Genomic DNA, 26,654 nt, shown 5'->3' with positions numbered 1-26,654 from the left:
GCCGTGGCCATCAGCAAAATCCTCCTGTACTACCGTTTCACCCCCGTCGCGGACCCGAAGGCGGTCATGCTCTGGCAGCGTGACCTCTGCGAGTCCCTCGGGCTGCGCGGCCGGATCCTTGTCTCCGAGCACGGCATCAACGGCACGGTCGGCGGCGACATTGACGCGTGCAAGCGTTACATCCGCAAGACGCGCGACTACCCGGGCTTCCACGACATGGAGTTCAAGTGGTCCGAGGGCGGGGCGGAGGACTTCCCGAAGCTGTCGGTGAAGGTCCGGGACGAGATCGTCGCGTTCGGCGCGCCGGGTGAGCTGAAGGTGGATGAGGACGGGGTCGTCGGTGGCGGCGTCCACCTCAGCCCCGAGGAGGTCAACGAGCTTGTCGACGCCCGCGGCGACGACGTCGTATTCTTCGACGGCCGCAATGCGATGGAGGCGCAGATCGGCCGTTTCCGCGACGCCGTGGTCCCGGACGTGGCCACCACCCATGACTTCATCGGGGAGATCGAGTCCGGCAAGTACGACTGGATGAAGGACCGTCCCGTGGTCACCTACTGCACTGGCGGGGTGCGTTGCGAGGTGCTGTCGACGCTGATGAAGAACCGCGGGTTCGGGGAGGTCTACCAGCTCGACGGGGGCATCGTCCGCTACGGGGAGAAGTTCGGCAACAAGGGTCTGTGGGAGGGCTCGCTCTACGTCTTCGACAAGCGGATGCACGTCGAGTTCGGCGAGGACTACACGGAGCTCGGGCACTGCATCCACTGTGATGCCGCGACGAACAACTTCATCAACTGCGTCAACGAGGACACCTGCCGGAAGCAGGCCCTGGTGTGTGAGACCTGCGCCGCCGGGGTGGCCACCGCGCACTGTGGCCGCCCCGACTGCGCGGAGGTCGCCGCCGAGCTCGCCCGGGCCTAGCTGTTCAGGGCGGTGATGAGGATCTGGCCGGCGGTGATGAGCCAGATCATGCAGAAGGGGATCATCACCCAGAACACGCCCATCCAGGGGCGCCAGCGGGTGTAGTTCTTCAGCTTGTGGTTCATGATGAACGCGCAGCCCAGCACGCCGACGATCGGCGGGATGCTGGTGATCACGGACCACCAGATCTGCGCGTCCCGGGTGCACAGGAACGCCGCCTGCCCGGCGTCACAGGCCGGCCCGCCCATGACCCGGAAGATGATCCCGAGAATGAGGGCCAGGGCGAAGGTGACCGCCGGGATGGCGATGAGCCACTGGATGGCCTGTCGGGTGGACTGCGTGTTGCGCGCCGCCTGCACGGCCGGGTCGACGGAGGAGGCCAGCTCCTCGGGGGAGTGTGGTTCCGGGCGGCGACGGTTGGCGAAGTCGGCGTCCGCGGTCAGATCATTCTCGGGGTGCTCGAGGAATCCGCGCCACCGCCCGTTCCGGCGGCCGGAATCGGGGGAGGTGGGATCATGGGGGTCGTCCGGGTGTGCGCCAGTCATGCCCTCGAGCCTAGTCCCCGGGCGGGCAGAAAACTTATGCGTTGGGGGAGGGGTGGATGACCACGGGCACCTGGACGTGGCGGAGGAACTCCGTGGCCGTCGAGCCGACGAAGACCCGCTCGATCGCGCCCATCGGGTTTGACCCGAGGATGAGCAGGTCGCCCTTCTTCCACTTGAGGGCGTCGATCGCTCCGGCCCAGCCGACGCCGGTGCCGATCTCCGATTCGACGGGCAGATCGGGGTAGGCGTCGTGCACGGCGTCATGGGCCCGGTCGAGCATGGCCAGGGAGTGTTCCCGCCATTCGTCCACGAGCTCCCGGGAGAGATCGAGTTTGTCGTTGAACGGCATGTCCGCGATCCCGGAGGGGGAGAAGGCGAGGATCCGCAGGCTCACGCCCCACTTCGCGGCGAGGCCGGCGGCGAAGTGGAGGGAGGGGTCATTCTCAGTGCCCAGGCTCTCCAGGAACGCGAAGTTCATCCGGGTCACGCCCCGCTTGGACAGCTTCACCGCGCGCGGCGCCAGGCCGAGCGGCTTGGGGGAGGAGTGGAGCAGGGAGTCCGCGGTCGTCCCGGCAAGGAACCGTCCCTTGGGGGCGGCGGCGTCCGAACCGAGGATGACCAGCTGGGCGCCGAAGGCGTTGGCCGCCTCGGTGAGCAGCACGGATTCGGAGGGACCGTCGGCGAACACCGAGATCTCCTCGTCCCAGAACTCCCGGTCGACCCCGGCATCGGTGAGCGCGTTCTTGACCGCCTTCTCTGCGGCCGCCGCCTGCCGGGCCACCCACTTCCGGTACTTCCCGCCCAGTTTGCTCAGGGACGAGGACGGCCACGGGCGCACGAAGGTACTGACGACGCGGATGCGGACGTCAGTGGTGCGGCTGAGCCAGGCGGCCAGTTCCAGTGCCTCGGTGCCCGGGGTGTCCGGGTGCCAGGCAATGAGGAGACGGGCGGGGGCGTCAGAGTCAGAGGCAGGGAGAGTGGATGCCATTCAGGATGATGGGGTCGGCGGACGTGGTGTCACAGCCCATTATTCCCGGTCACTCCGTGGTCGTGTCAATCAGGTTCGCGCCGTAGGCGTCCGCCAGTTCGTTGATGACCTCCGCGAGCTCGTCCGCCCGCTTGAGGCCCTCCTCGTCGAGGGTGCCCAGCATCTCCGCCAGGTACGTGGTCCGCTCCTCACCGACGCGCTGGAGCTCGCTGGCCCCGAGGTCGGTGAGGGTGACGCGGACACCGCGCCGGTCCGACTCGTCGCGCACCCGCTCGACCAGCTCACGCTGCTCCAGCTGGTGCAGCGCGTTCGAGGCGGTGGGCATGCGGATGCCCTCCTGCTTGGCGATGTGGCTGATGCGCGAGGGGCCGTTGTCCTTGAGGCGGGCCAGGATCGACAGCTGGGGGCCCGTGAGGTCGGACTGCTCGGCGATGCGGAAATACATCACGTACAGCTTCGTCAGTGCCGGGCGGATCCGGGCGGCAATGTCCTCAGGGGTCGGGTTAGTCATGGCAACCATGATAGACATGTTTGCCCCTGAAATTGTCCAGGGGACCACATGCGGGGTGGGTGTCCCTAGTCATCGGCACCGATGATGAAGGCCTCGAGCTGGGCGCGGGCCTCGTCGTCGCCGAGCTGCACCGGCGGGGACTTCATCAGGTAGGCGCTGGCGGGCAGGACCGGGCCGGCGACCTTGCGGTCCAGGGCGATCTTGGCGGCGCGGACCGCGTCGATGATGATGCCGGCGGAGTTGGGGGAGTCCCACACCTCGAGCTTGTACTCCAGGTTGAGCGGCACCTCACCGAAGGCGGTGCCCTCGAGGCGGACGTAGGCCCACTTACGGTCGTCGAGCCACTCGACGTAGTCGGACGGGCCGATGTGGACGTTGCGGTCGGCGGTCTTGCCGGCGATGGGGGAGTCGACGAGGTTGGAGGTCACGGCCTGCGTCTTGGAGATCTTCTTGGACTCGAGGCGGTCACGGTCGAGCATGTTCTTGAAGTCCATGTTGCCGCCGACGTTGAGCTGCATGGTGCGCTCGAGGCGGACGCCGCGGTCCTCGAAGAGCTTGGCCATGACGCGGTGGGTGATGGTGGCACCGACCTGGGACTTGATGTCGTCGCCGACGATGGGCAGGCCGGCGTCGACGAACTTCTGGGCCCACTCCGGGTCGGAGGCGATGAACACCGGGAGGGCGTTGACGAAGGCGCAGCCCGCGTCGATGGCGGCCTGGGCGTAGAACTTGTCGGCCTGCTCCGAGCCCACGGGAAGGTAGGAGACGACGACGTCCACCTCGGCGTCGCGAAGCGCGGCAGCGACGTCCACCGGCTCGGCCGCGGACTCGTCGATGCTGTCGCGGTAGTGGGTGCCCAAGCCGTCGAGGGTCGGGCCGCGCTGGACGGTGACGCCGGAGGTGGGGACGTCCGCGATCTTGATGGTGCAGTTCTGGGACGCATCGATCGCCTCGGCGAGGTCCTTGCCCACCTTCTTGTCGTCGACGTCGAAGGCGGCGACGAACTCGACGTCGCTGACGTGGTAGTCACCGAACTTGACGTGCATGAGGCCCGGGACCTTCTCGTCGACAGCGGCGTTCCGGTAGAACTCGACGCCCTGGACCAGCGAGGTGGCGCAGTTGCCCACGCCCACAATCGCTACGCGAACCTTGCTCATGGATGGATCCACTCCTCGTACTTTGGGGGTACCGCTACGGGGCACGGGTGTGCCCCACACATAAACGGCCATCGTAGGCCGGGTGTGTGGTCAAACCCGCATTCCGACCCCGCCTGATCGATCAAGAAGCCTGGTCACGGCCCCGGGCGTCGGGCGCTACGATGGCGGGCGTGGCTGTCTATCGCAATGAGGTGTCCCATGAATGGGAACGGCGCGACCTGCTCCGGCGGTGGCGGGCCGGCGCGGTGACCCGGGCGGAGATCTGCGACGCGGACTTCCTCCTCGTCACCGCCGCCACCCACCACGGTCGCCCGGCGGACCGACCCTGCCCGGTGTGCGGGGGAGACGACCTGCGGGTGGTGCGGTGGATCCACGGTGAGCAGCTCGGCCGGATGTCCGGCACCGCCCGCAGCGACGAGGAGATCGACCGGATCGTCGCCACCGGGAAAGAGGCCACCGTCCACACCGTGGAGGTGTGCCCGCGCTGCCGGTGGAACCATCTGCTCACTGCGGTGACGGCGACGGCGTCGTGAAGCACGGCGGGGACGGGGCGCCGGCGATGTGTCGCCGGGTACAAAAGTTTCCACGAATGCCTGCATTGGAAGTAGTGTTCACAGTTGTATCAGTGTCATCAGCAATAGCAGCGGGGTCGACAGGTGTCTGAAGATAAAAGGAAGCCCTCCACCAGCCGGAAGGGTGGGGGCAGTTCGAAGGCGTCGGCGGAGACGCGCTCCGGGAGCCGCGGCAGGACCGTGCTCCTGTGGCTGCTGGGCATTCTCGCGGCGATCATCCTCATCCCGTTGGGTGTGTTCGTCGTCGCCTACACCACCTATGACGTGCCGGAGCCGGAGGAGCTGACCTCGAAGCAGGTCTCCTCCATCTACGCCTCCGACGCCTCCACCGAGCTCGCCCGCGTCGTCCCCCCGGAGGGCAACCGCCGTCAGGTGCCGCTGGATGAGGTGCCGGAGCACCTGCAGAACGCCGTCCTCGCCGCCGAGGACCGGGAGTTCTGGACCAACAGAGGCTTCTCCCTCACCGGCTTCGGCCGCGCGGTCATCGGCCAGCTCACCGGCAACGACTCCGCCGGCGGTGGTTCCACCATCACGCAGCAGTACGTGAAGAACGCCCTGGTCGGCGACGAGCACTCCTACGTCCGCAAGGCCCGTGAGCTGGTGTACTCCATCAAGATGACCAACGAGTGGAGCAAAGAGGACATCCTCTCCGCCTACCTCAACACCGTCTACCTGGGCCGCAACGCCTACGGCATGGAGGCCGCGTCCCACGCCTACTTCAACAAGCCCGTCGCCGAGGTCACCCCCGAGGAGGGGGCGGTCCTGGCCGCCACCATCCAGCTGCCCAGCCAGCTCGACCCGTGGACCAACCCGGAGGGGGCGGAACAGCGTTGGAACTACGTCCTCGACGGCATGGTCGAGATGGACGCCCTGCCGGCGGAGCAGCGCACCGGCATGGTCTACCCCGAGACCCGCGACCCGGCCGAGTACTCCGCCTACACCGAGGCCACCGGCACCAACGGCATGATCAAGAACCACGTCATGGAGGAGCTCCAGCGGGTCGGCATCACCGAGGACGACGTGACCACCCGTGGTCTGCGGATCACCACCACCATCGACATGCAGGCGCAGAACGCCACCCTCAACGCGGTGGAGACGCAGATGGCCGGCCTGCAGGAGGATGCGCGGGCCGCGGTGGCCACCGTCGAGCCGGGCACCGGTGCCGTGCGTTCCTACTACGGCGGTGAGGACGCCGCCGGCTGGGACTACGCCAACGCCGCCCTGCAGACCGGCTCCACCTTCAAGATCTTCGGCCTGGCCGCTGCCCTCCAGCAGGGCATCCCGCTCAGCGCCCAGTACGACTCCTCCCCGGTGCAGCTGCCGGGCGGTATCACCGTGAACAACTGGGACAACTCCTCCGCCGGTTACACCACCATCGCCGAGGCGCTCAAGCGTTCCTACAACACCAGCTTCATCCGCCTGCAGGACGACCTGGAGAACACCACCCAGGACACCGCCGACATGGCCCACGCCCTCGGTGTCGCCCGCAGCCTGCCCGGCATCCCCGCCACGCTCACCGAGAACGGCGGTCAGCCCTACGAGGGCATCATCCTCGGCCAGTACCAGTCCCGGGCGATCGACCTGGCCACCGCGATGGCCACCATCGCCAACCGTGGCGTGTGGCACGAGACCCACTTCGTCGAGCGGGTCGAGACCGGCACCGGTGAGGTCCTCTACGAGCACCAGGCGGGTGACGGTGAGCGCCGCGTCTCCGAGGTCGTCGCCGACAACCTGCTCTCCGCCATGGGGCCGCTCGCCGCCTACTCCAACGGCAACTCCCTCGCCGGTGGCCGCCCGTCCGCCGCCAAGACGGGTACCGCCCAGCTCGGCGACACCGGCAACAACAAGGACGCCTGGATCATCGGCGCCACCCCCCAGCTGGCCACCGCCGTGTGGGTGGGTACCGCCGACAACACCACCGCCATCTTCAACGAGTGGGGCGGCAACATGTTCGGCTCCGGCACCCCGGCCCGCATCTGGAAGTCCACCCTCGACGGTGCCCTGGAGGGCAAGGAGATCGAGCAGTTCGCCTCGCCCGCACCGATCAACTTCGGCACCGGCCCGATGGGTTACGCCCCGGCCCCCGCCTACACCCCGCCGCCGGTGGCCACCGGCCCGGCCGAACAACCCGCCCCGGCCGAGGAGCCGTCGCCGGAACCTGAGCCGGCCCCGGAGCCCGAGCCGGCGCCGGAGATCCAGCTGCCCGAGCTGCCGCCCCCGCCGGGTGACGGTGGCGGCGTGGAGATCGCGCCGGGCATCGTCCTGCCGGACCTGCTCTAGCGCCGCGTCGCCTGATGAGCACCCCGGTGCCCACGCCCTCGCGCGTGCGCAGATCCCGCGTGTCCCCGGCCCACACCGAGCCGGTGGCCCGCGGGTTTCTCGGATTCCTCGGCGGCCCTGTGGGGTACTTCGCCGCCGTCGGCCGCCAGCGGTGGTGGACGCCACTGCGCACCCTCATATTCACCGCCCTGATCTTCCTGTCCTTCGGCTACCTGTCCAAGGCGAACTGCCTCGGTGCGGCGGTCGCCGAGGACGGCACGGTCAGCCTCGACTGGTCGGGCAACCGCCAGTACACCTCCGCCTGTTACAACGACATCGCCCCGCTCTTCGACGGCCGCGGCCTCAGCCAGGGCGGATTCCCCTACGCCTGGTCCTGGACGGAGGGTGATCTCACCCGGTACATGGAGTACCCCGTCCTCGCCGGGTTGTTCCAGGGCGCCATGGCGTGGGTCTCCCGCCTCACCTACCCGCTGGTTGACGTCCTGCCCCTCCCCGTCGCGCCCGCCGCCTGGTACTTCGCGGTCACCGCGCTGGTCATGTCGGCGCTGTGGGTGCTCACCATCCGGCTCGTCGTGGACCTGGCCGGCAACCGGGTGTGGGACGTCGTCCTCGTCGCCGCGTCCCCGCTGGTCATCGTGCACGCCTTCACCAACTGGGACATCCCGTCCATCGCCGCCACGGCCGCCGCCCTCTCCGCGGTGCGCCACGGCCGTCCCGGCTGGGCCGGTGTGCTCATCGGGATCGGCACCGCCGTCAAACTGTGGCCGCTGTTCATTCTCGGTGCCTACCTCATCCTCGCCGTCCGCAGCTCCCGGTGGCGGCCGTTCCTGCTCATGCTCGCCACCACGGTGGCCACCTGGCTGGCCGTCAACCTGCCGGTCATGCTCGCGTACCCCGCCGCCTGGGGTGAGTTCCTGCGCCTCAACCGGGAACGCAGCTGGGAATGGACCACCATCTACGCGATGCTCGCCCGTGGCACCGGCTGGTCGGGCTTCGACGGCGACGGTGTACCCGTCATCCTCAACGCCGTCACCTTCGCGCTGTTCGCGGTCCTGTGCCTGGCGATCTTCGTCCTGGGTGTCCGCGTCACCCGCCGCCCCCGCGTCGCCGAGCTGGTCTTCCTCATCCTCGTGGCCTTCCTCGTGGTGAACAAGGTGTGGTCCCCGCAGTACTCGCTGTGGCTGCTCGTCCCGGCGGTGCTCGCCCTCCCCCGCTGGCGGCTCCTGCTCACCTGGATGCTTCTCGACGCCGCCGTGTGGCCCCTGCTCATGTGGTACATGCTGGGCGCCGAGAACAAGGGCATCCCCCACGAGCTTCTCGACGCCGCCCTGCTCACCCGCCTGCTCCTCCTCACCGTCATGGTGGTCCTGGTGATCCGGCAGATGCTCGGCCGGGAGGCCGACCCGGTCGCCGACGCCCACCACGGGCGCGACCCGCTGGCCCTCTCGGCCGCGGATGATGGGAGGATGAGGGCATGAACACCGCGACGATCATCGGCATCATCTCCATCGCCATCGGCGCGGTCTGCGTGGCCAGCGCCTTCGCCGCCTACATGTACAAGAAACCGACGTACGTCCCCGTCGCCCTGGGGATCGTCGCCTTCGTGACGCTGACCCTCATCCCGGTCTTCCTGGCTGTGTTCTACGCCACATCGCCGGGATAATCTCTACACTGGCGGGCATGACCACCACGACGATCACCCACCGCCCGCTCCGCCTCACCGCCATCGCCCTCACCGGTGCCGGGGCCCTCCTGCTCACCGCCTGTTCCGGCTCGGACGACAACGCCGGGCCCGAGCAGCCCTGCCAGGTCGCCAGCTACACCGAGGACGCCCAGGAGCAGCTCGACGATGAAGGTGTCTCCGCCGAAGAGGTCGCGGCCGTCGTCGCCGAGACCTGCGCCGGTGGCGGTGACAAGGAGTGGGACGAGGAGGGGTACTGGGACCTCGAGCACGACGGTGTGGAGGTCAGGATGCAGTCCGACGGGGTGGTGACCCGGGTCGCCGATTAGGTCCGGCCCGGTGGATTTCGGCCCACCCCGTCACTGGGGTACGGTGGTGGGGTTGCTTGACGCAACAGACCCTCCTGCCATGCCCACAAGGGGCGTGGCCGATTCAAAACCAAGACCACAGGAGGTGATGAGGTCCGTGCGTCACTACGAAATCATGATCATTCTGGATCCTAGCCAGGATGAGCGCACCGTTGCCCCGTCCCTGGACAAGTTCCTCGAGATCGTCCGCAAGGACAACGGCAAGGTAGCCAAGGTTGATGTGTGGGGCAAGCGTCGTCTTGCCTACCCGATCAACAAGAAGGAAGAGGGCGTCTACGCCGTCGTCGACCTCGAGTGCGAGTCCGCAACCGTGCTCGAACTCGACCGCGTTCTCAACCTGAACGACGACGTCATGCGCACCAAGGTGCTGCGCAACGACGCCTAAGAGCGGATACTGGGGAGACGAGCACCACGCCCGTCGCCCCGACAGGCACGTCACCAACGGACACGACCACCGCGCAGCAGGAAGGCAGTAACACATGGCACAGGGAGACACGAACATCACGGTCGTCGGCAACGCCGTCAACGACCCGGAGCTCCGCTTCACCCCCTCGGGTGCGGCGGTGGCCAACTTCCGTATCGCCTCCACCCCCCGCAAGTTCAACTCCCAGACGAACCAGTGGGAGGACGGCGAAGCCCTGTTCCTCACCTGCAACGTGTGGCGCCAGGCCGCGGAGAACGTCGCCGAGACGATCTCCAAGGGCATGCGCATCATCGTGACCGGCCGCCTTCGTCAGCGCTCCTTCCAGACGAAGGAAGGCGAGAACCGCACCGTGTACGAGATCGAGGTCGACGAGGTCGGCCCCTCCCTCAAGTACGCGTCCGCCCAGGTCAACCGCAACCCTCGTGAGGGTGGCGGCAACTTCGGCGGCGGCCAGAACCAGAATCAGGGTCAGCCCCAGAGCCAGCCGCAGGGCGGGTTCGGCGGTGGCCAGGGTAACCAGGGCGGTTTCGGTGGAAACCAGAACCAGCCCCAGCGGAACCAGAGCAACCAGGGCAACCAGATGCCGAACAACGACCCGTGGGGTTCCGCCCCGCCGGCCGGTGGTTTCGGTGGTGCGGCCGACGACGAGCCTCCGTTCTGATCGACAAGCATTCCCACACATCATTTGTCCCGCCCCGCCGCCGGATCGGCGTGCGTATTGGTGGGACCCACAACGAAAGGCAGGGATCATGAAGCTGATCCTCACCGCTGCCGTTGAGAACCTCGGAGTCGCAGGCGACATCGTCGAGGTCAAGAACGGCTACGGACGCAACTACCTGCTTCCCCGCGGACTGGCCATCGTGGCCACCCGCGGTGCCGAGAAGCAGATCGAGGGCATCCAGCGTGCCCAGGAGGCTCGCGCCATCCGCGACCTCGATCACGCCCGCGAGGTCCGCGAGCAGCTGGAGGGCCTCACCGGCGTCTCCGTCGCTGTCCGCACCTCCGACAGCGGCAAGCTCTTCGGCTCCGTGAAGGCAGACGACATCGCCGACGCCGTCAAGAAGGCAGGCGGCCCGACCCTGGACAAGCGCAACATCGAGCTTCCCAAGGGACTGGTCAAGAAGACCGGTAACTACCAGGTTCAGGTCAAGCTGCACGACGACGTGACCGGCAAGATCAACTTTGAGGTCGTCGCCGCGTAACTCACGCGCCAGACGGCGGCTGAGCCCCTCACCGGGGATGACTCGGCCCAACGACAACAGCAGGCCCGCGGCCCCGCTCCGACACCCATGGTGCCGGACCGGGGCCGCTGGTCTGCCACGGGTGGACCCGACCGGATCTCCGGCTGTGGACAACTGTGGAGAACTGGGGATGATTCACCTGGTGGCCACCCCCGCGTCGCCCCCACGATGTGTCCCGGCATTCTTCATGAATGAAGTAGCGGTCTTTCCGGGGTCTGTCAAACAGGCTGGTAGGGGCAGTTGTCCACTGTGGAGACCTCGTTGGTCACAGGTGTCACAGTCCCCGTGACCTGCGGTTTCCGCCCCGACGGCGCCGGGAAGAGGTTGGTTTGTCCACAGGTTGTCCACAAGGCGGCCGGGTCCCGGTGGAACGTTCACCGCCGTTAACCTGAATAATCCACAGGGGTTGTGGATAACCGGCGGATCCCCGGGGGTGATCCGGCTGTGGACAACCGCTCCGGGACGCCTGCGGGGAGGGGTGGTTACCCACAGCCGACCCCGGATTCGCTTGGGCGTGCCGGGGTTCACGGGGATACACTGCGGACAGCACGGCGACCAGCCGGCGGCAAGGAAGGATAGTGCCCATGACCACGGGATTTGGCGGAGCAAGCTTCGACGACGACTACGTTCCGCCGACGGAACCCTCGGAGCCGGACGATTCCGCCCTGCCCGTTCCCCAGGCCCAGTCGGGGAGGGGCCGTCCCGGCGCTACCGTGACAAGTCGGCCGCCCCGACGAACTACGGCGAGTTTCGCCAGCCACCACATGATCGGGAGGCGGAGCAGGGCGTCCTCGGCGCCATGCTGCTGAGCCCGAACACGGTGGTGGAGATCATCGGTGATCTGGACCCGGAGGACTTCTACCACCCGGCGCACCAGCTGATCTACACCGCGATGATCGACCTGTTCGGCGAGAGCAAGGACATTGACCCGGTCATCGTCGCCGGGCGACTGGACCGCCACAACGAGCTCGAGCGGGTCGGCGGGGCGCCGTACCTGCACACCCTCATCTCCTCGGTGCCCACGGCCGCCAACGCCCGCTACTACGCAGAGATCGTCGCGGAGAAGGCCATTCTTCGCCGCCTCGTCGACGCCGGTACCCGCGTGGTCCAGCTCGGCTATGAGGGGACGGAGGGCGCGGAGGTGGAGACGGTCCTCGACCTCGCGCAGCAGGAGGTCTTCGCCATCGCCCAGCGCACGGAGACCGAGGACTACGCGGTCCTGGCCGACATGATCGAACCGACGATGGAGGAACTGGACAAGATCGCCAACCTCGGCGGCCTCGCCCAGGGCGTGCCCACCGGCTTCGTCGACCTGGACAACCTCACCAACGGCCTCCACGGCGGGCAGATGATCATCGTCGCCGCCCGACCCGGTGTGGGTAAGTCGACCATCGCGCTCGACTTCATGCGCTCAGCCTCGATCAAGCACGGCAAGGCCTCGGCCATCTTCTCGCTGGAGATGAGCAAGTCGGAGATCGTCATGCGACTGATGTCCGCCGAGACGGAGATCAAGCTCTCCGACATGCGTGCCGGCCGGATGAACGACGAACAGTGGACCAAGCTGGCCAACCGGGTCGGCCAGATCTCCGAGGCGCCGCTGTTCATCGACGACTCACCGAACCTCACCATGATGGAGATCCGCTCCAAGGCCCGGCGACTCAAGCAGAAGCACGACCTGCAGCTCATCGTGCTCGACTACCTCCAGCTGATGAGCTCCGGCAAGAAGGTCGAGTCCCGCCAGCAGGAGGTCTCGGAGTTCTCCCGACAGCTCAAGCTGCTGGCCAAGGAACTCGATGTGCCGCTCATCGCCATCTCGCAGCTCAACCGTGGACCCGAGGCGCGTACGGACAAGCGCCCGCAGCTGGCCGACCTGCGTGAGTCCGGTTCACTGGAGCAGGACGCCGACATGGTCATGCTGCTCTACCGCCCGGACTCCCAGGACAAGGAGAACGAGCGCGCGGGCGAGGCCGACATCATCCTGGCCAAGCACCGTGGCGGGCCCATCGACACCGTCACCGTGGCCCACCAGCTGCATTACTCCCGCTTCGTGGATCTGGCCCGGGGTTAGTCGGTGTCGGTCGGCCGGGCAGCGACGCGGGTGACCGGGATGATCGACGCCGCGGCGACGACGGCGCCGATGAGGAAGACGGTCTGGTAGCCGATGAAGGGGCCGACGACCGACATGACGAACGGGGCGAAGAAGCCCACGTAGGTCAGCGAATAGAACACGCCTGTGGCGGCGCCGAGGTCCTCGGGCGGTGCGATCGCCCGGACCTCGCGCAGCCCGGAGACCATAATGATTCCGTAACTGGCGCCCAGCAGGATCGCGGCCGGGATGACCAGGTGCGGTAGTCGGGTGGCGGCGACGGCGGCGGAGGCGAGCATGCCGGCGATGACCAGCGCCAGTCCCAGGACGGCGGGCGGGACGAGATCGCTGCCGAAGCGGGTGGCCACCGGCTGGATGAGCACCCCGGTGAGCATGGTGACCGCGGCGATCATCCCGGTGAACGCCACCGGCCAGGTCACCTCGTCGAGAACCAGGTCCGTCAGAGTGGCGAAGGCGGTGGTCACCGCGCCGAAGCCCCATGGTGCCCAGGCGGCGACGGACCACAGGAAGCGTGGTGTGAGAACGCTGCGGGGGAACCAGGCCCGCCGCTGGGCGTCAGGGTGGGCCGTGCCGCCTGCGGCGTTCCAGGACCAGGGGGAGATGAGCCCGAGCAGCACCAGGTGGACCAGATAGGGGAGGAGGTCCGGATACGGCAGAAGCTGCGCGACGAGCCCGCTGGCCAGGGGGCCGAGCCCGAACCCGGCGGAGAGGAAGACCGTGGCACGGCGGGCGCCGACATGAGGTGGTCCGGTGGACAGTTCCTGGAGCCAGGCGGCACCTGCGGCCATCACCAGCCCGATGGCGGCGCCGACGACGAAGCGGCCGACCGCGAGCACGAGCACCGACCCGGTGACGCCGAGGATGAGGATGAGGGAACCGACGGCGGAGAGGACGAGGGCGGGGCGGATGAGGGCCTTACGCCCGCGGACGTCGGACAGCGGCCCACCGATGAGCAGGGCGGGTACGAGACCGGCGACGTAAATGGCCAGGAGGAAGGTGACGTGGGACTGGCTCAGTCCGGCGACGGCGCGGTAGGCGGGCAGCAGCGGGGCGAAGAGGTTCGCGCCGAACGCGATGATGAATAGGGCCAATCCGACGCGCATCCAGCTGCGCTGTCCCATCGGTGTCTCCTCTTCCCCCACGCGCCTGTGATCGGCGGCACGAACGCGGACCGGGTGTGGTCCGCGACGCGGGTACGTTACCACCCGGAGTGACGGGCGCACGGTGACCCCTAATCAAGCCAGGGGATTGCCCTGGCGCCGGGTCACCCCCGGAATGGGGTGGCCGGAGGTGTGACCCACCTCCAGGAAAGTCGCCAATAAGTGAGGAGGGTCACGCCGATCGCCCTTGATTTCCTGCGGATTCCCACGCTTTAGGCTGACCTATATAAGGGCCAGGTTACTAAGGACTGGCTTACCAATGGTGCCTGAGCTGCGAAAACTTCCTAGACTCACCTTCATTGAACGACCACCCGTCGTGGACCAGAAAAGGAGTGAATCATGACCTGCCGTACCTTCGACCCCCGGACCGCAGCTTTCACCAACCACGTCTCGGTCGAACGCACCGAACGCGCGACCATCCTCAACGTGCCGCGTGAGCTCGACGCCTTCGCCGTCCAGACGAAGCCGACCTTCGGCGACCGCCTGGCCCGGATGTTCTCCTTCAGCTAGCGCCCCACTAGTCGATAACCTTGCCGCGCTGCTCGGGGAGTGTCAGCGTGGCCACCGCCGCGATGGCGAAGGCGAGCGAGAAGAGCCCGAACAACAGGATCGAGCCACCGAACGCCAGCAACGGGGGGACGATGAGCGGAGCCGCGATGGACGCGAGCCGACCGAAACCGGCCGCCGCACCGGTGCCCGCGCCACGGATGTGCGAGGGGTAGAGCTCCGGGCCGATGGCGTAGAGCGCGCCCCAGGCGCCGAGGTTGAAGAAGGACAGCAGGCAGCCCGCGATAATGATCATCGCCTCGGAGTCCGCAGTGCCGAAGAACATCGCGGAGGCCGCTGATCCCGCCAGGAACGTCGCCAGGGTGGAGCGCCGCCCCCAGGCCTCGATGAGCCAGGCGGCCACCGCATAGCCGGGCAGCTGGGCCAGGGTGATGATGAGCGTGAAGGTGAAGGACTTCACCAGGGTGAACCCGTCGGCGACGAGCAGGGACGGGATCCAGATGAACGCGCCGTAGTAGGAGAGGTTGACGCAGAACCACACGACCCACAGGGCGGCGGTGCGGCGGCGCAGGACGCGGTCCCAGATGGAGGTGGCGCCCTCGACCTCGGGGCGGCCTGCGGTGGGGGATGCGGTGGTGGCGGCGTCGATACGCGCGAGGTCCTCGGCCGGGACCTGCGATTCGAAGGAGGAGACGACCTCTTCGGCCTCCTCATGCCGGCCCTTGTCCTCGAGGAATCGGACGGACTCCGGGAGTCCGTGACGCACGACGAGGGCGTAGACGGTGGGGATGGTGCCCAGGGCCAGGGCCCAACGCCAGCCGTCGTCGGAGGCGGTGACCACGAAGGCACCGATCATCGCGGCGAGAATCCAGCCGATGGCCCAGAACGCCTCGAGGATGACCACCATGCGGCCACGGATACGACGCGGGGCGAACTCCGAGACCAGCGTGGACGCGACGGGCAGTTCCGCGCCCAGGCCCAGGCCGACGATGAAACGCAGGGCGATGAGGACGGCGAGGCTGCCGGCGAGCGCGGAGGCGCCGGTGGCCAGCCCGTAGACGAACAGGGTGAGGGCGAAGACCTGGCGGCGGCCGATGCGGTCGGCGAGCAGGCCGCCGAACGTCGCGCCGAGGGCCATGCCCACGAAGCCGATGGATCCGAGCCACGAGGACTCGGTCGGGGTCAGCCCCCAGTGGACGGTCAGGGCCGCCATGATGAAGGAGATGAGGCCCACGTCCATGGCGTCGAGCGCCCAGCCGATGCCGGAGCCCACGAGCAGACGACGGTGCTTAGCGGTCACCGGTAGACGGTCGAGGCGTTGATTCCGGGTGAGTTCGGTGGTCGGCTGCGGGCTCGCGGCGTCCATGCGGCTTCCCTTCGCGGGGGTCAGAGCGACAGTTGGTTGGAGGAAACTGTACTCCGACCGCGGTTAGGACTGTTCGTGGGAGGAGCGGAAGCTGCGCAGTCGCAGGGAGTTGGTGACCACGAACACCGAGGAGAAGGCCATGGCCACACCCGCGAGCATGGGGTTGAGCAGTCCGACGGCCGCGACGGGGATGAGCACGACGTTGTAGGCGAAGGCCCAGAACAGGTTGCCCTTGATCGTGCCCAGGGTGCGGCGGGACAGGCGGATGGCGTCGACGGCGGAGCGCAGGTCGTTGTTCATGAGGGTGATGTCGGAGGCCTCGATGGCGACGTCGGTTCCCGCGCCCATGGCCAGGCCGAGGTCGGACCGCGCCAGGGCGGCGGCGTCGTTGACGCCGTCGCCGACCATGGCGACGTTGCGGCCCTCCGTCTGCAGGCGCTCCACGACGGAGACCTTGTCGTCGGGCATGACCTCGGCGATGACGTGGTCGGCGTCGATGCCCACCTCGGCGGCGACCGCGCGGGCGGCGCCGGAATTGTCGCCGGTGAGGAGCATGGGGGTCAGCCCGAGCTCCCGCATGCCGGTGACCGCCTCCCGGGAGGTGGCCTTGACGGTGTCGCGGACAGCGATGACGCCGGCCGGCTGGTCGTCGATCGTCACCACGACCGGGGTGCCGCCCTGCTCCTGGGCATCATCGAACGCCACCCGGAGTTGCGCCGGCAGGGTCTCGACGGGCCGGCCGACGGTGACGGTGTGCCCGTCGACGGTGCCGGTGACGCCGGAGCCGGCGAGGTTGCGGAAGTCGGTCACCTCAGCCACCTCCCCGCGGGCGGCGCGGACGATCGCCCGGGCGATGGGGTGCTCGGAGGCAGCCTCGACGGCGGCGGCCGCGGCGAGCACGTCGTCGTCGGCACGGTCGGCGGCGGCGGTGACGCCGGTGACGGACATCGCGCCCTCGGTGACGGTGCCGGTCTTGTCCATGACGATGGTGTCCACGCGCCGGGTCGACTCGAGGACCTCCGGGCCCTTGATCAGCAGGCCCAGCTGGGCGCCGCGGCCGGTGCCCACGAGCAGAGCGGTCGGGGTGGCCAGGCCGAGGGCGCAGGGGCAGGCGATGATGAGCACGGCGACGGCGGCGGTGAAGGCCGGGGCCAGCCCGTTGCCCAGGGCGAGGTGGGTGGCCAGGGTGATGAGGGAGACGGCGATGACGACGGGCACGAAGATCTGGGAGATCCGGTCCACCAGGCGCTGGACGGGGGCCTTCTTCGCCTGGGCGTCGGTGACCAGTTTCGCCATCTGGGCCAGGGTGGAGTCGGCGCCGACGCGGGTGACCTCGACGAGCAGGCGGCCGGAGGTGTTGACGGTCGCGCCGGTGACGGTGGAGCCGACGGTCGCCTCGACGGGCACGGACTCGCCGGTGAGCATGGATTCGTCGATGGCGGATGTGCCGTCGATGACACGGCCGTCAGCGGCGATCTTCTCGCCCGGGCGGACGATGACGGTGTCCCCCACCTGCAGGCGGGAGACGGGGACGCGGGTCTCGCGGCCGTCGACAAGCACGGCGGCGTCCTTGGCGCCCATGTCGAGCAGGGCGCGCAGCGCCACGGAGGACTGACCCTTGGCCTTCGTCTCGAACCAGCGGCCGAGCAGCAGGAACGTGATCACCACGGCGGTGGTCTCGAGGTAGATCTCGTCCATCGTCGTGTCCGAGGGGAACAGGTGCATCTCCATGGTCATGCCGGGATGGCCGGCGTTGCCGATGAACAGCGCCCACAGGCTCCACAGGTAGGCGGCGGAGGTGCCCAGCGTGATGAGGGTGTCCATGGTGAACGACCCGTGCCGCAGGTTGATGAACGTCGCCCGGTGGAAGGGGGCACCGCCCCAGAAGAACACCGGGGTGGTCATGGTGAGCACGGCCCACTGCCAGTTGGTGAACTGCAGCGCGGGGATCATGCTCAGCAGGACGATCGGCACCGTGAGCAGCGCGGAGACGGTGACGCGGTGCTTGAGATCGGCCGCCTCCCGGGCGCGGGCGGCATCCTGGGGGCTCTCGCTTATCGACGCCCCCGCGTCCCCCTCCTCGGCGGAATCCTCGGAGGCCGCGTCGGAGTCCGCGACGGTGAACGCGTCATAGCCCGCCCCCCGGACGACCTCGATGAGGGCGTCCGGGTCGACCTTGGCGGGGTCGTAGGACACGCTGGCGGATTCGGTGGCGAAGTTGACGGTGGCGTCGGCACCGTCGACCTTGTTGAGCTTGCGTTCGACGCGGGCGGAACAGGACGTGCAGGTCATGCCGGTCACGCTGAGGTCGATCTGGAGCAGATCCGTGGCTGGGTGCGTCTGTGTCATGCCCTCACCATATACCCCCATGGGGTATATGGCAAGGGGGCGGGTGCCGCGGAAACGGCAAGACCCGGCCACCGGACGCGGGGTCCGGGGCCGGGTCATGCCGGGTGAGGTCAGTTCCTGACCGTGTAACCGGCCTCCTCGACGGCGGCGACCACCTGCTCGTCGGTGAAGCCGTCGCCGGTCACGGCCACGCGGCCGTTGGCGGCGCTGGCCTCGACTGCGGTGACGCCGGCGATCTCACCGACCTCCTCCGTGACGGAGGCTTCGCAGTGGCCGCAGGTCATGCCCTCGACCATGTAGTTCTTCGTGATGGCGCTCATGGAACGGTCCCTTCGCTCGGTGATGGTATCGCCGAGCATATACCCCTTGGGGGTATCGGGCAAGGGGTGGGGCGGATCAGAGTCCGGCGACGTCCGGTTCCTCCTGGACCGTAAAGCCGGCGTTCTCCACCGCACGGATGATGTCTGCGTCGGTGAACACCTCACCGGTGACGGTCACGTTTCCGGTCTCCACATCGACCTCGACACCCTGGGTGCCGGGAAGCTCGTTGATTTCGTCCTCGACGCTTACCCTGCAGTTCTCGCCTGTCATGCCCTCGACGACGTAGTGCTTGATCATGGAGGATCCTCTCGATCGGCGGCCCCCGTGGCCCTGATGGAATAGGGAGTGGCCGGGTAGTGTTGGTACATAGCGAAGCCGCCTGACGGTGGCTGTTGTGTACGACCTTACAAAATGACTTTCTAGGAGCTTCCCTTGGCAACCATTGACGTCACCGAGTCCACATTCGAGCAGACCGTTACCGGCGAGGGCATCGTCCTCGTGGACGCCTGGGCCTCCTGGTGCGGCCCCTGCCGTTCCTTCGCCCCGACCTACGAGGCGGCCTCCGAGAAGCACGAGGACGCCACCTTCGCCAAGCTGGACACCGAGGCCAACCAGAACCTCGCCGCCGCCCTGGAGATCCAGTCCATCCCGACGCTGATGATCTTCCGCGACGGCATCATGGTCTACCGCGACGCCGGCGCCCTTCCCCCCGCGGCCCTGGAAGACCTCATCGGCCAGGTCAAGGGCCTGGACATGGACGATGTCCGCCGGCAGGTCGCCGAGGCCAACTCCGCCCGCGACGCCGAGCAGCCCGGCCAGTAACCTCACCGGCACCTGACCCCGGCCCGCCCTCCCTGTTCGGGAGGGCGGGCCGGGGTTTCGTGTTGCCCCGGGGACATGGCGGGATGGGGGCGGACACTGGGCGGCTCACATATGCGGGGTCATATATACAGTGCCCGGCACGGCCCGGGTGTTCTCCGTAAACTGTGGGGGACAACACGGTTCGCTCCGCGATCACCAGCAGAACAGAAAGCGAGACCCTCGACATGGCTAATCCACTGAGCAAGGGCTGGAAGTACCTCATGGCCTCCTTCGACTCCAAGATCGACGAGAATGCTGATCCGAAGGTCCAGATCCAGCAGGCCACCGACGCCGCCAAGCGCCAGCACCAGCAGATCACGGAGCAGGCCGCGGCCGTCATCGGCAACCAGAAGCAGCTGGAGATGAAGCTCAACCGCCTGCTCAAGTCGCAGGAGGAGCACCAGAATCAGGCCCGCACCGCCATCCAGGCGGCTGACCAGGCCGCCGCCGGCGGGGACAGCGCGAAGGCGCAGGAACTCAACAACACCGCCGAGATCTTCGCCTCCCAGCTCGTGGCCGTCGAGCAGCAGATCGAGGAGACCCGTCAGCTCCACGCCCAGGCGACCACCGCCGCCGAGCAGGCCCAGCGCCAGCAGAAGGAGTCGGAGGTCCGCCTCAAGGAGCAGCTCGGCCAGATCGACGAGCTCCGGGCCCAGGCCGACCAGGCCGCCATGCAGGAATCCACCACGCGCGCCATGGACACCATGAACGAACTGCGTCCGGACGACAATGTCCCGACGCTGGACTCGGTGCGGGAGAAGATCGAGCGTCGCTACGCAGACGCCCTCGGTGCACAGGAACTCACCCAGCACTCCGTCAGTGACCGGATGGCCGAGATCTCCCAGGCCGGGACCGATCTCCGTGCTTCTGAGCGCCTCGCTGAGATCCGCGCCTCATTGGGCACCGGCGCCGCAGCCGCCGGGGCCAACCAGCTGACCACCGGTGAGGATGTCGCCGCTGAGAATGCCGTGGCCGAGAATGCCACGGCTGAGAAGGCGACCGAGGATGAGACCGCGGAGGCCGACGCCGCCGCAGAGGGCATGGGCACCGCCCCGGGCGCCGAGCAGAACGAGCAGGACGCCGAGGCTGGCGAGCCGGTCGAGGATCAGGGTCCGACGCGGTAGTTGATCAGCACCCCGCGGATTCCCGAGTGGAATCCGTCCCGGAGGTTGACCCGCTGCGTCTCGCTGAGCGTGTACTCGTGGAGCGTCTCACATGCGAACTGCAGCAGCGGCCGGTCGATCTCCGGGGGAAGCCCACCGCCGGAGAGCAGGTGCGCCTGGTCGCGCTGTTCCACGGAGGCGGCGTTCTCGAACCACCACGTCGCGTACTGCTGACCCACGTCGAAGGGCGTCTGGAACCCGGCCGAGGACCAGACCTCCTCCGGTAGCGGCACATAACGGGACCGCAGCTTGCGGCGCGGCGCCATCATCGACGGCTTGGGCACGCCCGGTTTCGGCGCCTCCGGGGTGGGGGTCCCGGACTGTTCCGGGCCGGCCGCCGCCCGTGCGGGACCGGGGCGGGGAGCGCCGGGTTTCGGAGCGGGTCGGCTGTGCTCGTTGCGGTTCTGTTCCTCCGTCTGCTGACGTTCCTCCATGTCGCGGGCGAGTTCCGCCTCGACGACGGATTCCCGGACGGACACCGAGGCTGCCGCGGAGACGTCGGGATCCGCGGCCCGGGCGGTGGGCGTGGCGGGGTGGGCCGTGCGCTGCGCGCTGGGCTTGGGGGCGTCATCACCGTGTTCGCCGGCACCGGTCTCAACGTTCGGGGCCTCGACGGTGGTGGTGTCCTCGGATGTGGTGGCGTCCTCGGTCCGGGGGGCCGGGGGCTGCGGGGCGTAGATCTCGCCGTCGCTGACGGCGGTCATGCCCGGTTCCTCGATCGGCTCGGCGTCGCCGAGCGGGCGGGAACGGACGACCGGCGGCAGGGGCCCCTCGAGGACCTGCAGCTGCATGGCGTCGGCGAAGTCCTCGCGCGGATCGAGGATGGTGGTCGAATCACAGGCGTGGCGCAGGGCGGAGGACATGGAGTCCCAGCCGAAGCCGTAGAGGTGGACGCGGACACCGTTGGTGGTGGCCTCCTGGACGCCGGGGATCATGTCGGCGTCCCCGGAGACGAGCACCATGTCGGTGAACTGCTGGCGCACCGCGGTGGAGACCATGTCGGCGACCAGCCGGGTGTCCACCGCTTTCTGGGTGCGGCGGTCGCCCCACTCGATGAGTTGGCCGGCGCGCAACTGCACGCCGTCGCAGGTGCGCAGGGCGCGCTGGTAACGGTGGGGGCCGGAGTCGGGGATGCCGTCGTACCAGAGCTGGCGGTGGATGGGCTGGTGGAGCTGGTTCTGGATCATGGACCCGAGGACGTTGACCACCTCGGGCAGATCGATCTCTAACTGGGAGCGGGCTCCCGTCTCCCACGAGTTGTAGAAGCTCGCGAGGAGGTAAGAGGTGTCGACGAAGACGAGTGTGCGTTCAAGCATGGCTCCTAATTTCTGTGGTTGTCGGTGAATCTAAGTTGTTTTCTTCCACACCAGCATGCCCTAACAACTGCGGTCACGTCGATGTCGAACCACATTTTCCCGGCAGATTCGCAGGTGGGGGAGGGAATGCGGAGGTGACAGGGGTTGCCGATCTGAGCCATAGGTTCTACGGTTGATTAGGCAAGTAACTAACCAACTAACGGAGGAGGTCCCGTGGACGAGGCCACCGCGCCACTGTTCCGGCAGATCGCCACGTTCGTCGAGGACTCGATCGTCGACGGCACCCTCTCCCCCGGGGACCGTGCGCCCTCCACCAACGAACTGGCGGCGTTCCACCACATCAATCCCGCCACCGCCCGTAAGGGCATGACTCTGCTCGTGGACAACGGCGTCCTGGAGAAACGACGCGGGATCGGCATGTTCGTCACCGCCGAGGCCCGCACCCTCATCATCTCCCGTCGCCGGGACGACTTCGCGGAGGCCTACCTCGCCCCGCTCATCGACGAAGCCGTCATCCTCGGGTTCACCCGGGCCGACATCCACCGCCTCATCGACGCCGTCGCAGAAAGCCGAGGACTCTACCGATGACCACCGACCTCATCCACGGCCTCATCGGCCCCAACGGTGCCGGCAAAACCACCCTCCTCCGGGTCCTGGCCGGCCAGCTGCGCTCCGAGGGAGACCTCACCGTCTTCGGCGAGCGCCCCTTCGACAACCCGGAGGTCCTCGACCGCGCCGTTCTCGCGGGTATCGACGCCCCGATCCCCGCCAGCTGGCCGGTCCGCAAGATCCTCGCGGTGGGCAGCGCCCGCCACGTCACCTGGGATGCGGACCGCGCAGAGGAGCTGGTCACGCGGTTCGACCTGCCCACCGGCCGGAACTACTCCGAACTCTCCCGCGGCCAGAAATCCGCCGCCTCCCTCGTCTTCGCCTGTGCCTCCGGCTGCGAACTGATGCTTCTCGACGAACCGTACCTCGGCCTCGACACCGCAAAACGGGAGGCCTTCTACCGCACCATCCGGGAGGAGATGGAGCGCCTTCCGCGCACCATCACCATGTCCACGCACCACCTGCACGAATCGGAGAGGCTTCTCGACACCGTCCTCTACCTCGAGGACGGGCACCTCACCCTCGCCGGCCCCGTCGAGGACCTTGCCGAGCAGATCCTCGAGCTCACCGGTCCGGCCGAGGAGGTCAACCGGGTCATCAGCCGCCTGGGCAACGTCCCCGAACTGCGCCGTGAAGACATGAGCATCGGCCGCCGCAGCATCATCGACCTGCGTGCCACTCCCGAGCGTGCCGACGCCGCCTTCGACACCGCCCGCCAGACCGGCGGCAAGGTGCGTGTCTCCGAAGTCACCCTCGAACAGGCCGTGCTCGCCCTGGAGGTGATCACCGATGAACCACGTCGCCGACAACGCCCGACTGTTCCGACTGCTCACGCTCACCGACGTGACGGTGGTGTCACGCCTCGTGGCACTGGTGATCCTGTCGTTCGCCGCGGCCTCCGCCGACGGATTCGGACTGGCAGGCATGGGATGGTCGGCGGCGGTAACCGCACTCCTGGCCCCCCTTGCTCCCACGTGGGAGCGCTACCGGGCGATTGGGCTTGACACGCGGTACTGGCGCCACCACCACCGGTTACTCGTCTCCGCAACCGTGATCGTGCTCCTTCTGCTGGCGGTCGTGATGTGGTCGCTCACGCCCATCCACATCCAGCCGGTGTTCCTCCTCGGTCTCGTCGTCGGTGGCGGAATTGCTCTACTGCGGAAAGACGGTGCTCACCAGCATCGTGGGCAGGCGATGCCCGAGCGCTCCCGCTTCCCCCTCACCCCGGTCGTACAGATGATCCGGGAGCCTCAGGTGACGGCCTGGGCATTCCTCTGGGGTGGCGCACCCGTACTGGTCATTGTTCTTGGGCTGCTCGTGCAATACGCCCGACTGGAGTCGGACCTGGCGGGGATCTTCTTCACCGTCGTCTTCGTCCAGGGCGTGTTCGTCATCATGGGCGAGTTCGGCCGGAGCTTCCGCGAATGGGTCGGCTTCGGAGGCCACCGTGCCGTCTGGGCACGGGAAACAGCTGTCATCGGATTCATCAGCCCGGTCTGCGCGTTGGTTCTCGGTGTCCTCGCTGCACTGGTGTCCGGTCAGCTGCTGACCACGGAGATGGTGGTGGTGCCGGTGGCCGGCGCCCTGCTGCTGGCGATAGTCGTGGTCCTCGCCGAACTGGCGAGCGGACGCACCTGGTGGGTACCGATCGCCTATGTCGGTGCCGGGGTCGGCGTGGTCGTTCTCTGGGCCACAGGCCATCTCCCCGTCGGCATGGTGCTGGCGTCCGGCATCGTGCTGTATCTGCTCCACGCCCTCACGTTGCCCGCGGTGGCCCGACAGGCGGTACCCGGATCCTCCGGCGCGAGTGCTTAGCTCGGACTGCGGAAGCACGCGACGGCATAGAGCGTGTTTCCTAGTGTGTTGAAGGGGCGGGTTTTACGGGCTCTGACCTGGGGAGTTGTGTCCGTCAGTCGTGGTGTGTAACTTTATGTGAGTCAGCGCGACCGACAGCGCCCCGCAGAGATGCGAGCAGGCGAGAGGAAAACAGGCCCTGACGAAAAATATCCCGCCAACGGATTGACCACGAACATGTGGTTGGTGTCGTGGTGTGGTGATGTTGTGTGAGAACTCAATAGTGTGCCAATGTACTTTTGTTTTTTGATGATGATTGTGCTGGTCAACCCCCTGTAGCCGGTCTGATACTGGTTGTGGGTGGTGCGTGCCGGGTGGTACCTGATGTTCACTTGGAATGGGTGCCACTGTAAACAACGCGCCACACTGTGTGTGGTGAACTGTTTCGGGTGCGGATGCAGCATTGGTCTCATCTGTTATTTGTTACCTGGTGTCTGCTAATCCCCGTCGGGACAGGCACCGGTGGCCGGATCACCAGCTGATCCGCTCATACTGCTGTTTGTGGTGTGGGTGGTGTGGTGGTTCGTGATTTTTCGGACAATTGATGAATCATTTTTGAATCGTCGGTTGTTTGTTTTTGGTTGGGTTTGGGCTTTTCACAGCCTTTTTCTTCTATCAGAAGTTTTTTGTGGAGAGTTTGATCCTGGCTCAGGACGAACGCTGGCGGCGTGCTTAACACATGCAAGTCGAACGGAAAGGCCTTCAGCTTGCTGGGGGTACTCGAGTGGCGAACGGGTGAGTAACACGTGGGTGATCTGCCCTGCACTTCGGGATAAGCCTGGGAAACTGGGTCTAATACCGGATAGGACCCTCCTTTAGTGTGGGGGGTGGAAAGTTTTTTCGGTGCAGGATGAGCCCGCGGCCTATCAGCTTGTTGGTGGGGTAATGGCCTACCAAGGCGTCGACGGGTAGCCGGCCTGAGAGGGTGGACGGCCACATTGGGACTGAGATACGGCCCAGACTCCTACGGGAGGCAGCAGTGGGGAATATTGCACAATGGGCGCAAGCCTGATGCAGCGACGCCGCGTGGGGGATGACGGCCTTCGGGTTGTAAACCTCTTTCGACAGGGACGAAGCTTTTTGTGACGGTACCTGTATAAGAAGCACCGGCTAACTACGTGCCAGCAGCCGCGGTAATACGTAGGGTGCGAGCGTTGTCCGGAATTACTGGGCGTAAAGAGCTCGTAGGTGGTTTGTCGCGTCGTCTGTGAAATTCCGGGGCTTAACTCCGGGCGTGCAGGCGATACGGGCAATACTTGAGTGCTGTAGGGGAGACTGGAATTCCTGGTGTAGCGGTGAAATGCGCAGATATCAGGAGGAACACCAATGGCGAAGGCAGGTCTCTGGGCAGTAACTGACGCTGAGGAGCGAAAGCATGGGTAGCGAACAGGATTAGATACCCTGGTAGTCCATGCCGTAAACGGTGGGCGCTAGGTGTAGGGGTCTTCCACGACTTCTGTGCCGTAGCTAACGCATTAAGCGCCCCGCCTGGGGAGTACGGCCGCAAGGCTAAAACTCAAAGGAATTGACGGGGGCCCGCACAAGCGGCGGAGCATGTGGATTAATTCGATGCAACGCGAAGAACCTTACCTGGGCTTGACATACACCGGACCGGGCCAGAGATGGTCTTTCCCTTGTGGCTGGTGTACAGGTGGTGCATGGTTGTCGTCAGCTCGTGTCGTGAGATGTTGGGTTAAGTCCCGCAACGAGCGCAACCCTTGTCTTATGTTGCCAGCACGTGATGGTGGGGACTCATGAGAGACTGCCGGGGTCAACTCGGAGGAAGGTGGGGATGACGTCAAATCATCATGCCCCTTATGTCCAGGGCTTCACACATGCTACAATGGTCGGTACAACGCGTCGCGACATCGTAAGGTGGAGCTAATCGCTGAAAGCCGGCCTCAGTTCGGATTGGGGTCTGCAACTCGACCCCATGAAGTCGGAGTCGCTAGTAATCGCAGATCAGCAACGCTGCGGTGAATACGTTCCCGGGCCTTGTACACACCGCCCGTCACGTCATGAAAGTTGGTAACACCCGAAGCCAGTGGCCCAACACTTTTGTGGGGGAGCTGTCGAAGGTGGGATCGGCGATTGGGACGAAGTCGTAACAAGGTAGCCGTACCGGAAGGTGCGGCTGGATCACCTCCTTTCTAAGGAGCATAAAAAAGTCCTGCGTCACTGTGTGATGTGGGCATCTGCTGGTTGGTGGTCACGCGTGTTGACCCGCCGGCATCAATGAATCGGGTGGACGCGTACCGTGTGGGTGACCACAAAAAATGCATGATCGGTTATCAGAAAACATCATCGTGCCCGTTGTGGTGGGTGGGGTGCGTTGGCATGCTGTTGGGTGTCTGGG

25 protein-coding genes, 1 rRNA gene and 1 pseudogene are annotated in these 26,654 nt (G+C 66.8%); 17 read left to right on the top strand and 10 right to left on the bottom strand.

Going from position 1 to position 26,654, the window contains the following annotated elements:
• The first annotated feature begins 3 nt into the window (after nt 1-3).
• The gene (trhO, locus tag QP029_RS03610; protein WP_284875498.1) at nt 4-918 is read left to right on the top strand and encodes an oxygen-dependent tRNA uridine(34) hydroxylase TrhO; all 915 of its coding nucleotides are present in this window, start codon (nt 4-6) and stop codon (nt 916-918) included.
• Here trhO and QP029_RS03605 read toward each other — a convergent pair.
• The 4 genes from QP029_RS03605 to QP029_RS03590 form a co-directional block, all read right to left on the bottom strand.
• On the bottom strand, nt 915-1,463 hold the full coding sequence (locus QP029_RS03605; RefSeq protein ID WP_284875497.1) for a hypothetical protein: 549 nt from the start codon (nt 1,461-1,463) through the stop codon (nt 915-917). The genes trhO and QP029_RS03605 overlap by 4 nt on opposite strands.
• Nucleotides 1,464-1,497: 34 nt before the next feature.
• Nucleotides 1,498-2,451 carry a universal stress protein gene (locus QP029_RS03600; RefSeq protein WP_284875496.1) on the bottom strand — a complete coding sequence of 318 codons (954 nt, stop codon included), beginning with the start codon at nt 2,449-2,451 and terminating at the stop codon, nt 1,498-1,500.
• Nucleotides 2,452-2,500: 49 nt separating this feature from the next.
• Nucleotides 2,501-2,962, bottom strand: a complete 462-nt coding sequence (locus QP029_RS03595) for a MarR family winged helix-turn-helix transcriptional regulator (protein WP_284875495.1) — start codon at nt 2,960-2,962, stop codon at nt 2,501-2,503.
• A gap of 65 nt (nt 2,963-3,027) precedes the next feature.
• Nucleotides 3,028-4,119, bottom strand: a complete 1,092-nt coding sequence (locus QP029_RS03590; RefSeq protein WP_284875494.1) for an inositol-3-phosphate synthase — start codon at nt 4,117-4,119, stop codon at nt 3,028-3,030.
• A gap of 170 nt (nt 4,120-4,289) precedes the next feature.
• Here QP029_RS03590 and QP029_RS03585 point away from each other — a divergent pair, with 170 nt between their 5' ends.
• From QP029_RS03585 to dnaB, 9 genes and pseudogenes are all read left to right on the top strand, one after another.
• Nucleotides 4,290-4,652, top strand: coding sequence for a DUF5318 family protein (locus QP029_RS03585; protein WP_284875493.1), 363 nt, complete (start codon nt 4,290-4,292; stop codon nt 4,650-4,652).
• A gap of 123 nt (nt 4,653-4,775) precedes the next feature.
• Entirely contained in the window at nt 4,776-6,971 is a 2,196-nt protein-coding gene (locus QP029_RS03580) for a transglycosylase domain-containing protein (protein WP_432418700.1), read from the top strand.
• Nucleotides 6,972-6,985: 14 nt separating this feature from the next.
• Nucleotides 6,986-8,449 carry a glycosyltransferase family 87 protein gene (locus tag QP029_RS03575; protein WP_284875491.1) on the top strand — a complete coding sequence of 488 codons (1,464 nt, stop codon included), beginning with the start codon at nt 6,986-6,988 and terminating at the stop codon, nt 8,447-8,449.
• A complete protein-coding gene (locus tag QP029_RS03570) occupies nt 8,446-8,634 on the top strand; it encodes a hypothetical protein (protein ID WP_284875490.1) in 189 nt (62 codons plus the stop codon). Before QP029_RS03575 ends, QP029_RS03570 begins: the two co-directional genes overlap by 4 nt.
• 17 nt (nt 8,635-8,651) lie before the next feature.
• The gene (locus QP029_RS03565) at nt 8,652-8,981 is read left to right on the top strand and encodes a hypothetical protein (protein WP_284875489.1); all 330 of its coding nucleotides are present in this window, start codon (nt 8,652-8,654) and stop codon (nt 8,979-8,981) included.
• 136 nt (nt 8,982-9,117) lie between these two features.
• Complete coding sequence (gene rpsF, locus QP029_RS03560) at nt 9,118-9,405, top strand: 30S ribosomal protein S6 (RefSeq protein ID WP_284875488.1); 288 nt, start codon at nt 9,118-9,120, stop codon at nt 9,403-9,405.
• A 94-nt stretch (nt 9,406-9,499) separates the two neighbouring features.
• Complete coding sequence (locus tag QP029_RS03555; RefSeq protein ID WP_284875487.1) at nt 9,500-10,105, top strand: single-stranded DNA-binding protein; 606 nt, start codon at nt 9,500-9,502, stop codon at nt 10,103-10,105.
• Nucleotides 10,106-10,193: 88 nt separating this feature from the next.
• On the top strand, nt 10,194-10,646 hold the full coding sequence (gene rplI / locus QP029_RS03550; RefSeq protein ID WP_284875486.1) for a 50S ribosomal protein L9: 453 nt from the start codon (nt 10,194-10,196) through the stop codon (nt 10,644-10,646).
• Between the two features lie 623 nt (nt 10,647-11,269).
• Nucleotides 11,270-12,753: pseudogene (gene dnaB, locus QP029_RS03545) on the top strand (replicative DNA helicase).
• Here the strand turns inward: dnaB and QP029_RS03540 are convergent.
• On the bottom strand, nt 12,750-13,913 hold the full coding sequence (locus tag QP029_RS03540) for an MFS transporter (RefSeq protein WP_284875485.1): 1,164 nt from the start codon (nt 13,911-13,913) through the stop codon (nt 12,750-12,752). The pseudogene dnaB and the gene QP029_RS03540 overlap by 4 nt on opposite strands.
• A 378-nt stretch (nt 13,914-14,291) precedes the next feature.
• On the opposite strand from QP029_RS03540, the gene QP029_RS03535 reads away from it, so the two are divergent.
• Nucleotides 14,292-14,462: a hypothetical protein gene (locus QP029_RS03535; RefSeq protein ID WP_284875484.1), complete on the top strand. Its 171-nt coding sequence runs from the start codon at nt 14,292-14,294 to the stop codon at nt 14,460-14,462.
• 7 nt (nt 14,463-14,469) lie between these two features.
• Here the strand turns inward: QP029_RS03535 and QP029_RS03530 are convergent, their stop codons facing one another.
• The 4 genes from QP029_RS03530 to QP029_RS03515 form a co-directional block, all read right to left on the bottom strand.
• The gene (locus QP029_RS03530) at nt 14,470-15,825 is read right to left on the bottom strand and encodes an MFS transporter (RefSeq protein ID WP_284875483.1); all 1,356 of its coding nucleotides are present in this window, start codon (nt 15,823-15,825) and stop codon (nt 14,470-14,472) included.
• A gap of 63 nt (nt 15,826-15,888) precedes the next feature.
• The gene (locus tag QP029_RS03525) at nt 15,889-18,174 is read right to left on the bottom strand and encodes a heavy metal translocating P-type ATPase (protein ID WP_284875482.1); all 2,286 of its coding nucleotides are present in this window, start codon (nt 18,172-18,174) and stop codon (nt 15,889-15,891) included.
• A gap of 110 nt (nt 18,175-18,284) precedes the next feature.
• Entirely contained in the window at nt 18,285-18,494 is a 210-nt protein-coding gene (locus tag QP029_RS03520; RefSeq protein ID WP_284875481.1) for a heavy-metal-associated domain-containing protein, read from the bottom strand.
• Nucleotides 18,495-18,570: 76 nt separating this feature from the next.
• Nucleotides 18,571-18,792: a heavy-metal-associated domain-containing protein gene (locus QP029_RS03515; RefSeq protein ID WP_284875480.1), complete on the bottom strand. Its 222-nt coding sequence runs from the start codon at nt 18,790-18,792 to the stop codon at nt 18,571-18,573.
• A 135-nt stretch (nt 18,793-18,927) separates the two neighbouring features.
• Between QP029_RS03515 and trxA the strand changes: the two genes are divergently transcribed.
• Together trxA and QP029_RS03505 are read left to right on the top strand one after the other, a co-directional pair.
• Nucleotides 18,928-19,317: a thioredoxin gene (gene trxA, locus QP029_RS03510; protein ID WP_284875479.1), complete on the top strand. Its 390-nt coding sequence runs from the start codon at nt 18,928-18,930 to the stop codon at nt 19,315-19,317.
• 224 nt (nt 19,318-19,541) lie between these two features.
• A complete protein-coding gene (locus QP029_RS03505) occupies nt 19,542-20,480 on the top strand; it encodes a PspA/IM30 family protein (RefSeq protein WP_284875478.1) in 939 nt (312 codons plus the stop codon).
• Here QP029_RS03505 and QP029_RS03500 read toward each other — a convergent pair.
• The gene (locus QP029_RS03500; RefSeq protein ID WP_284875477.1) at nt 20,462-21,835 is read right to left on the bottom strand and encodes an NYN domain-containing protein; all 1,374 of its coding nucleotides are present in this window, start codon (nt 21,833-21,835) and stop codon (nt 20,462-20,464) included. The genes QP029_RS03505 and QP029_RS03500 overlap by 19 nt on opposite strands.
• Before the next feature lie 213 nt (nt 21,836-22,048).
• Here QP029_RS03500 and QP029_RS03495 point away from each other — a divergent pair, with 213 nt between their 5' ends.
• The 4 genes from QP029_RS03495 to QP029_RS03480 all read left to right on the top strand — a co-directional run bounded on the left by QP029_RS03495 (nt 22,049) and on the right by QP029_RS03480 (nt 26,448).
• Nucleotides 22,049-22,423 (top strand): GntR family transcriptional regulator, encoded by a 375-nt coding sequence (locus QP029_RS03495; RefSeq protein ID WP_284875476.1) that lies wholly within the window; start codon nt 22,049-22,051, stop codon nt 22,421-22,423.
• Nucleotides 22,420-23,448, top strand: a complete 1,029-nt coding sequence (locus QP029_RS03490; protein ID WP_284875475.1) for an AAA family ATPase — start codon at nt 22,420-22,422, stop codon at nt 23,446-23,448. The genes QP029_RS03495 and QP029_RS03490 overlap by 4 nt, the downstream gene beginning before the upstream one ends.
• 46 nt (nt 23,449-23,494) lie before the next feature.
• Nucleotides 23,495-24,259 carry a hypothetical protein gene (locus tag QP029_RS03485; protein ID WP_284875474.1) on the top strand — a complete coding sequence of 255 codons (765 nt, stop codon included), beginning with the start codon at nt 23,495-23,497 and terminating at the stop codon, nt 24,257-24,259.
• Between the two features lie 664 nt (nt 24,260-24,923).
• A 16S ribosomal RNA gene (locus tag QP029_RS03480) occupies nt 24,924-26,448 on the top strand.
• Nucleotides 26,449-26,654 lie beyond the last annotated feature (206 nt).

Source organism: Corynebacterium suedekumii, from assembly GCF_030252185.1.
Classification (GTDB): domain Bacteria; phylum Actinomycetota; class Actinomycetes; order Mycobacteriales; family Mycobacteriaceae; genus Corynebacterium; species Corynebacterium suedekumii.
Note: the sequence above shows the minus strand (reverse complement) of the source record. Positions and strands in the feature narration are given on the sequence as shown.

Bases quoted from the DNA above. Each gene is read 5' to 3' on its own strand.
- QP029_RS03605 (WP_284875497.1), bottom strand. From the start codon at position 1,463: ATGACTGGCGCACACCCGGACGACCCCCATGATCCCACCTCCCCCGAT.
- QP029_RS03600 (WP_284875496.1), bottom strand. From the start codon at position 2,451: ATGGCATCCACTCTCCCTGCCTCTGACTCTGACGCCCCCGCCCGTCTC.
- QP029_RS03595 (WP_284875495.1), bottom strand. From the start codon at position 2,962: ATGACTAACCCGACCCCTGAGGACATTGCCGCCCGGATCCGCCCGGCA.
- QP029_RS03590 (WP_284875494.1), bottom strand. From the start codon at position 4,119: ATGAGCAAGGTTCGCGTAGCGATTGTGGGCGTGGGCAACTGCGCCACC.
- QP029_RS03575 (WP_284875491.1), top strand. From the start codon at position 6,986: ATGAGCACCCCGGTGCCCACGCCCTCGCGCGTGCGCAGATCCCGCGTG.
- QP029_RS03570 (WP_284875490.1), top strand. From the start codon at position 8,446: ATGAACACCGCGACGATCATCGGCATCATCTCCATCGCCATCGGCGCG.
- QP029_RS03565 (WP_284875489.1), top strand. From the start codon at position 8,652: ATGACCACCACGACGATCACCCACCGCCCGCTCCGCCTCACCGCCATC.
- QP029_RS03555 (WP_284875487.1), top strand. From the start codon at position 9,500: ATGGCACAGGGAGACACGAACATCACGGTCGTCGGCAACGCCGTCAAC.
- rplI (WP_284875486.1), top strand. From the start codon at position 10,194: ATGAAGCTGATCCTCACCGCTGCCGTTGAGAACCTCGGAGTCGCAGGC.
- QP029_RS03540 (WP_284875485.1), bottom strand. From the start codon at position 13,913: ATGGGACAGCGCAGCTGGATGCGCGTCGGATTGGCCCTATTCATCATC.
- QP029_RS03535 (WP_284875484.1), top strand. From the start codon at position 14,292: ATGACCTGCCGTACCTTCGACCCCCGGACCGCAGCTTTCACCAACCAC.
- QP029_RS03530 (WP_284875483.1), bottom strand. From the start codon at position 15,825: ATGGACGCCGCGAGCCCGCAGCCGACCACCGAACTCACCCGGAATCAA.
- QP029_RS03525 (WP_284875482.1), bottom strand. From the start codon at position 18,174: ATGACACAGACGCACCCAGCCACGGATCTGCTCCAGATCGACCTCAGC.
- QP029_RS03520 (WP_284875481.1), bottom strand. From the start codon at position 18,494: ATGAGCGCCATCACGAAGAACTACATGGTCGAGGGCATGACCTGCGGC.
- QP029_RS03515 (WP_284875480.1), bottom strand. From the start codon at position 18,792: ATGATCAAGCACTACGTCGTCGAGGGCATGACAGGCGAGAACTGCAGG.
- QP029_RS03505 (WP_284875478.1), top strand. From the start codon at position 19,542: ATGGCTAATCCACTGAGCAAGGGCTGGAAGTACCTCATGGCCTCCTTC.
- QP029_RS03500 (WP_284875477.1), bottom strand. From the start codon at position 21,835: ATGCTTGAACGCACACTCGTCTTCGTCGACACCTCTTACCTCCTCGCG.
- QP029_RS03490 (WP_284875475.1), top strand. From the start codon at position 22,420: ATGACCACCGACCTCATCCACGGCCTCATCGGCCCCAACGGTGCCGGC.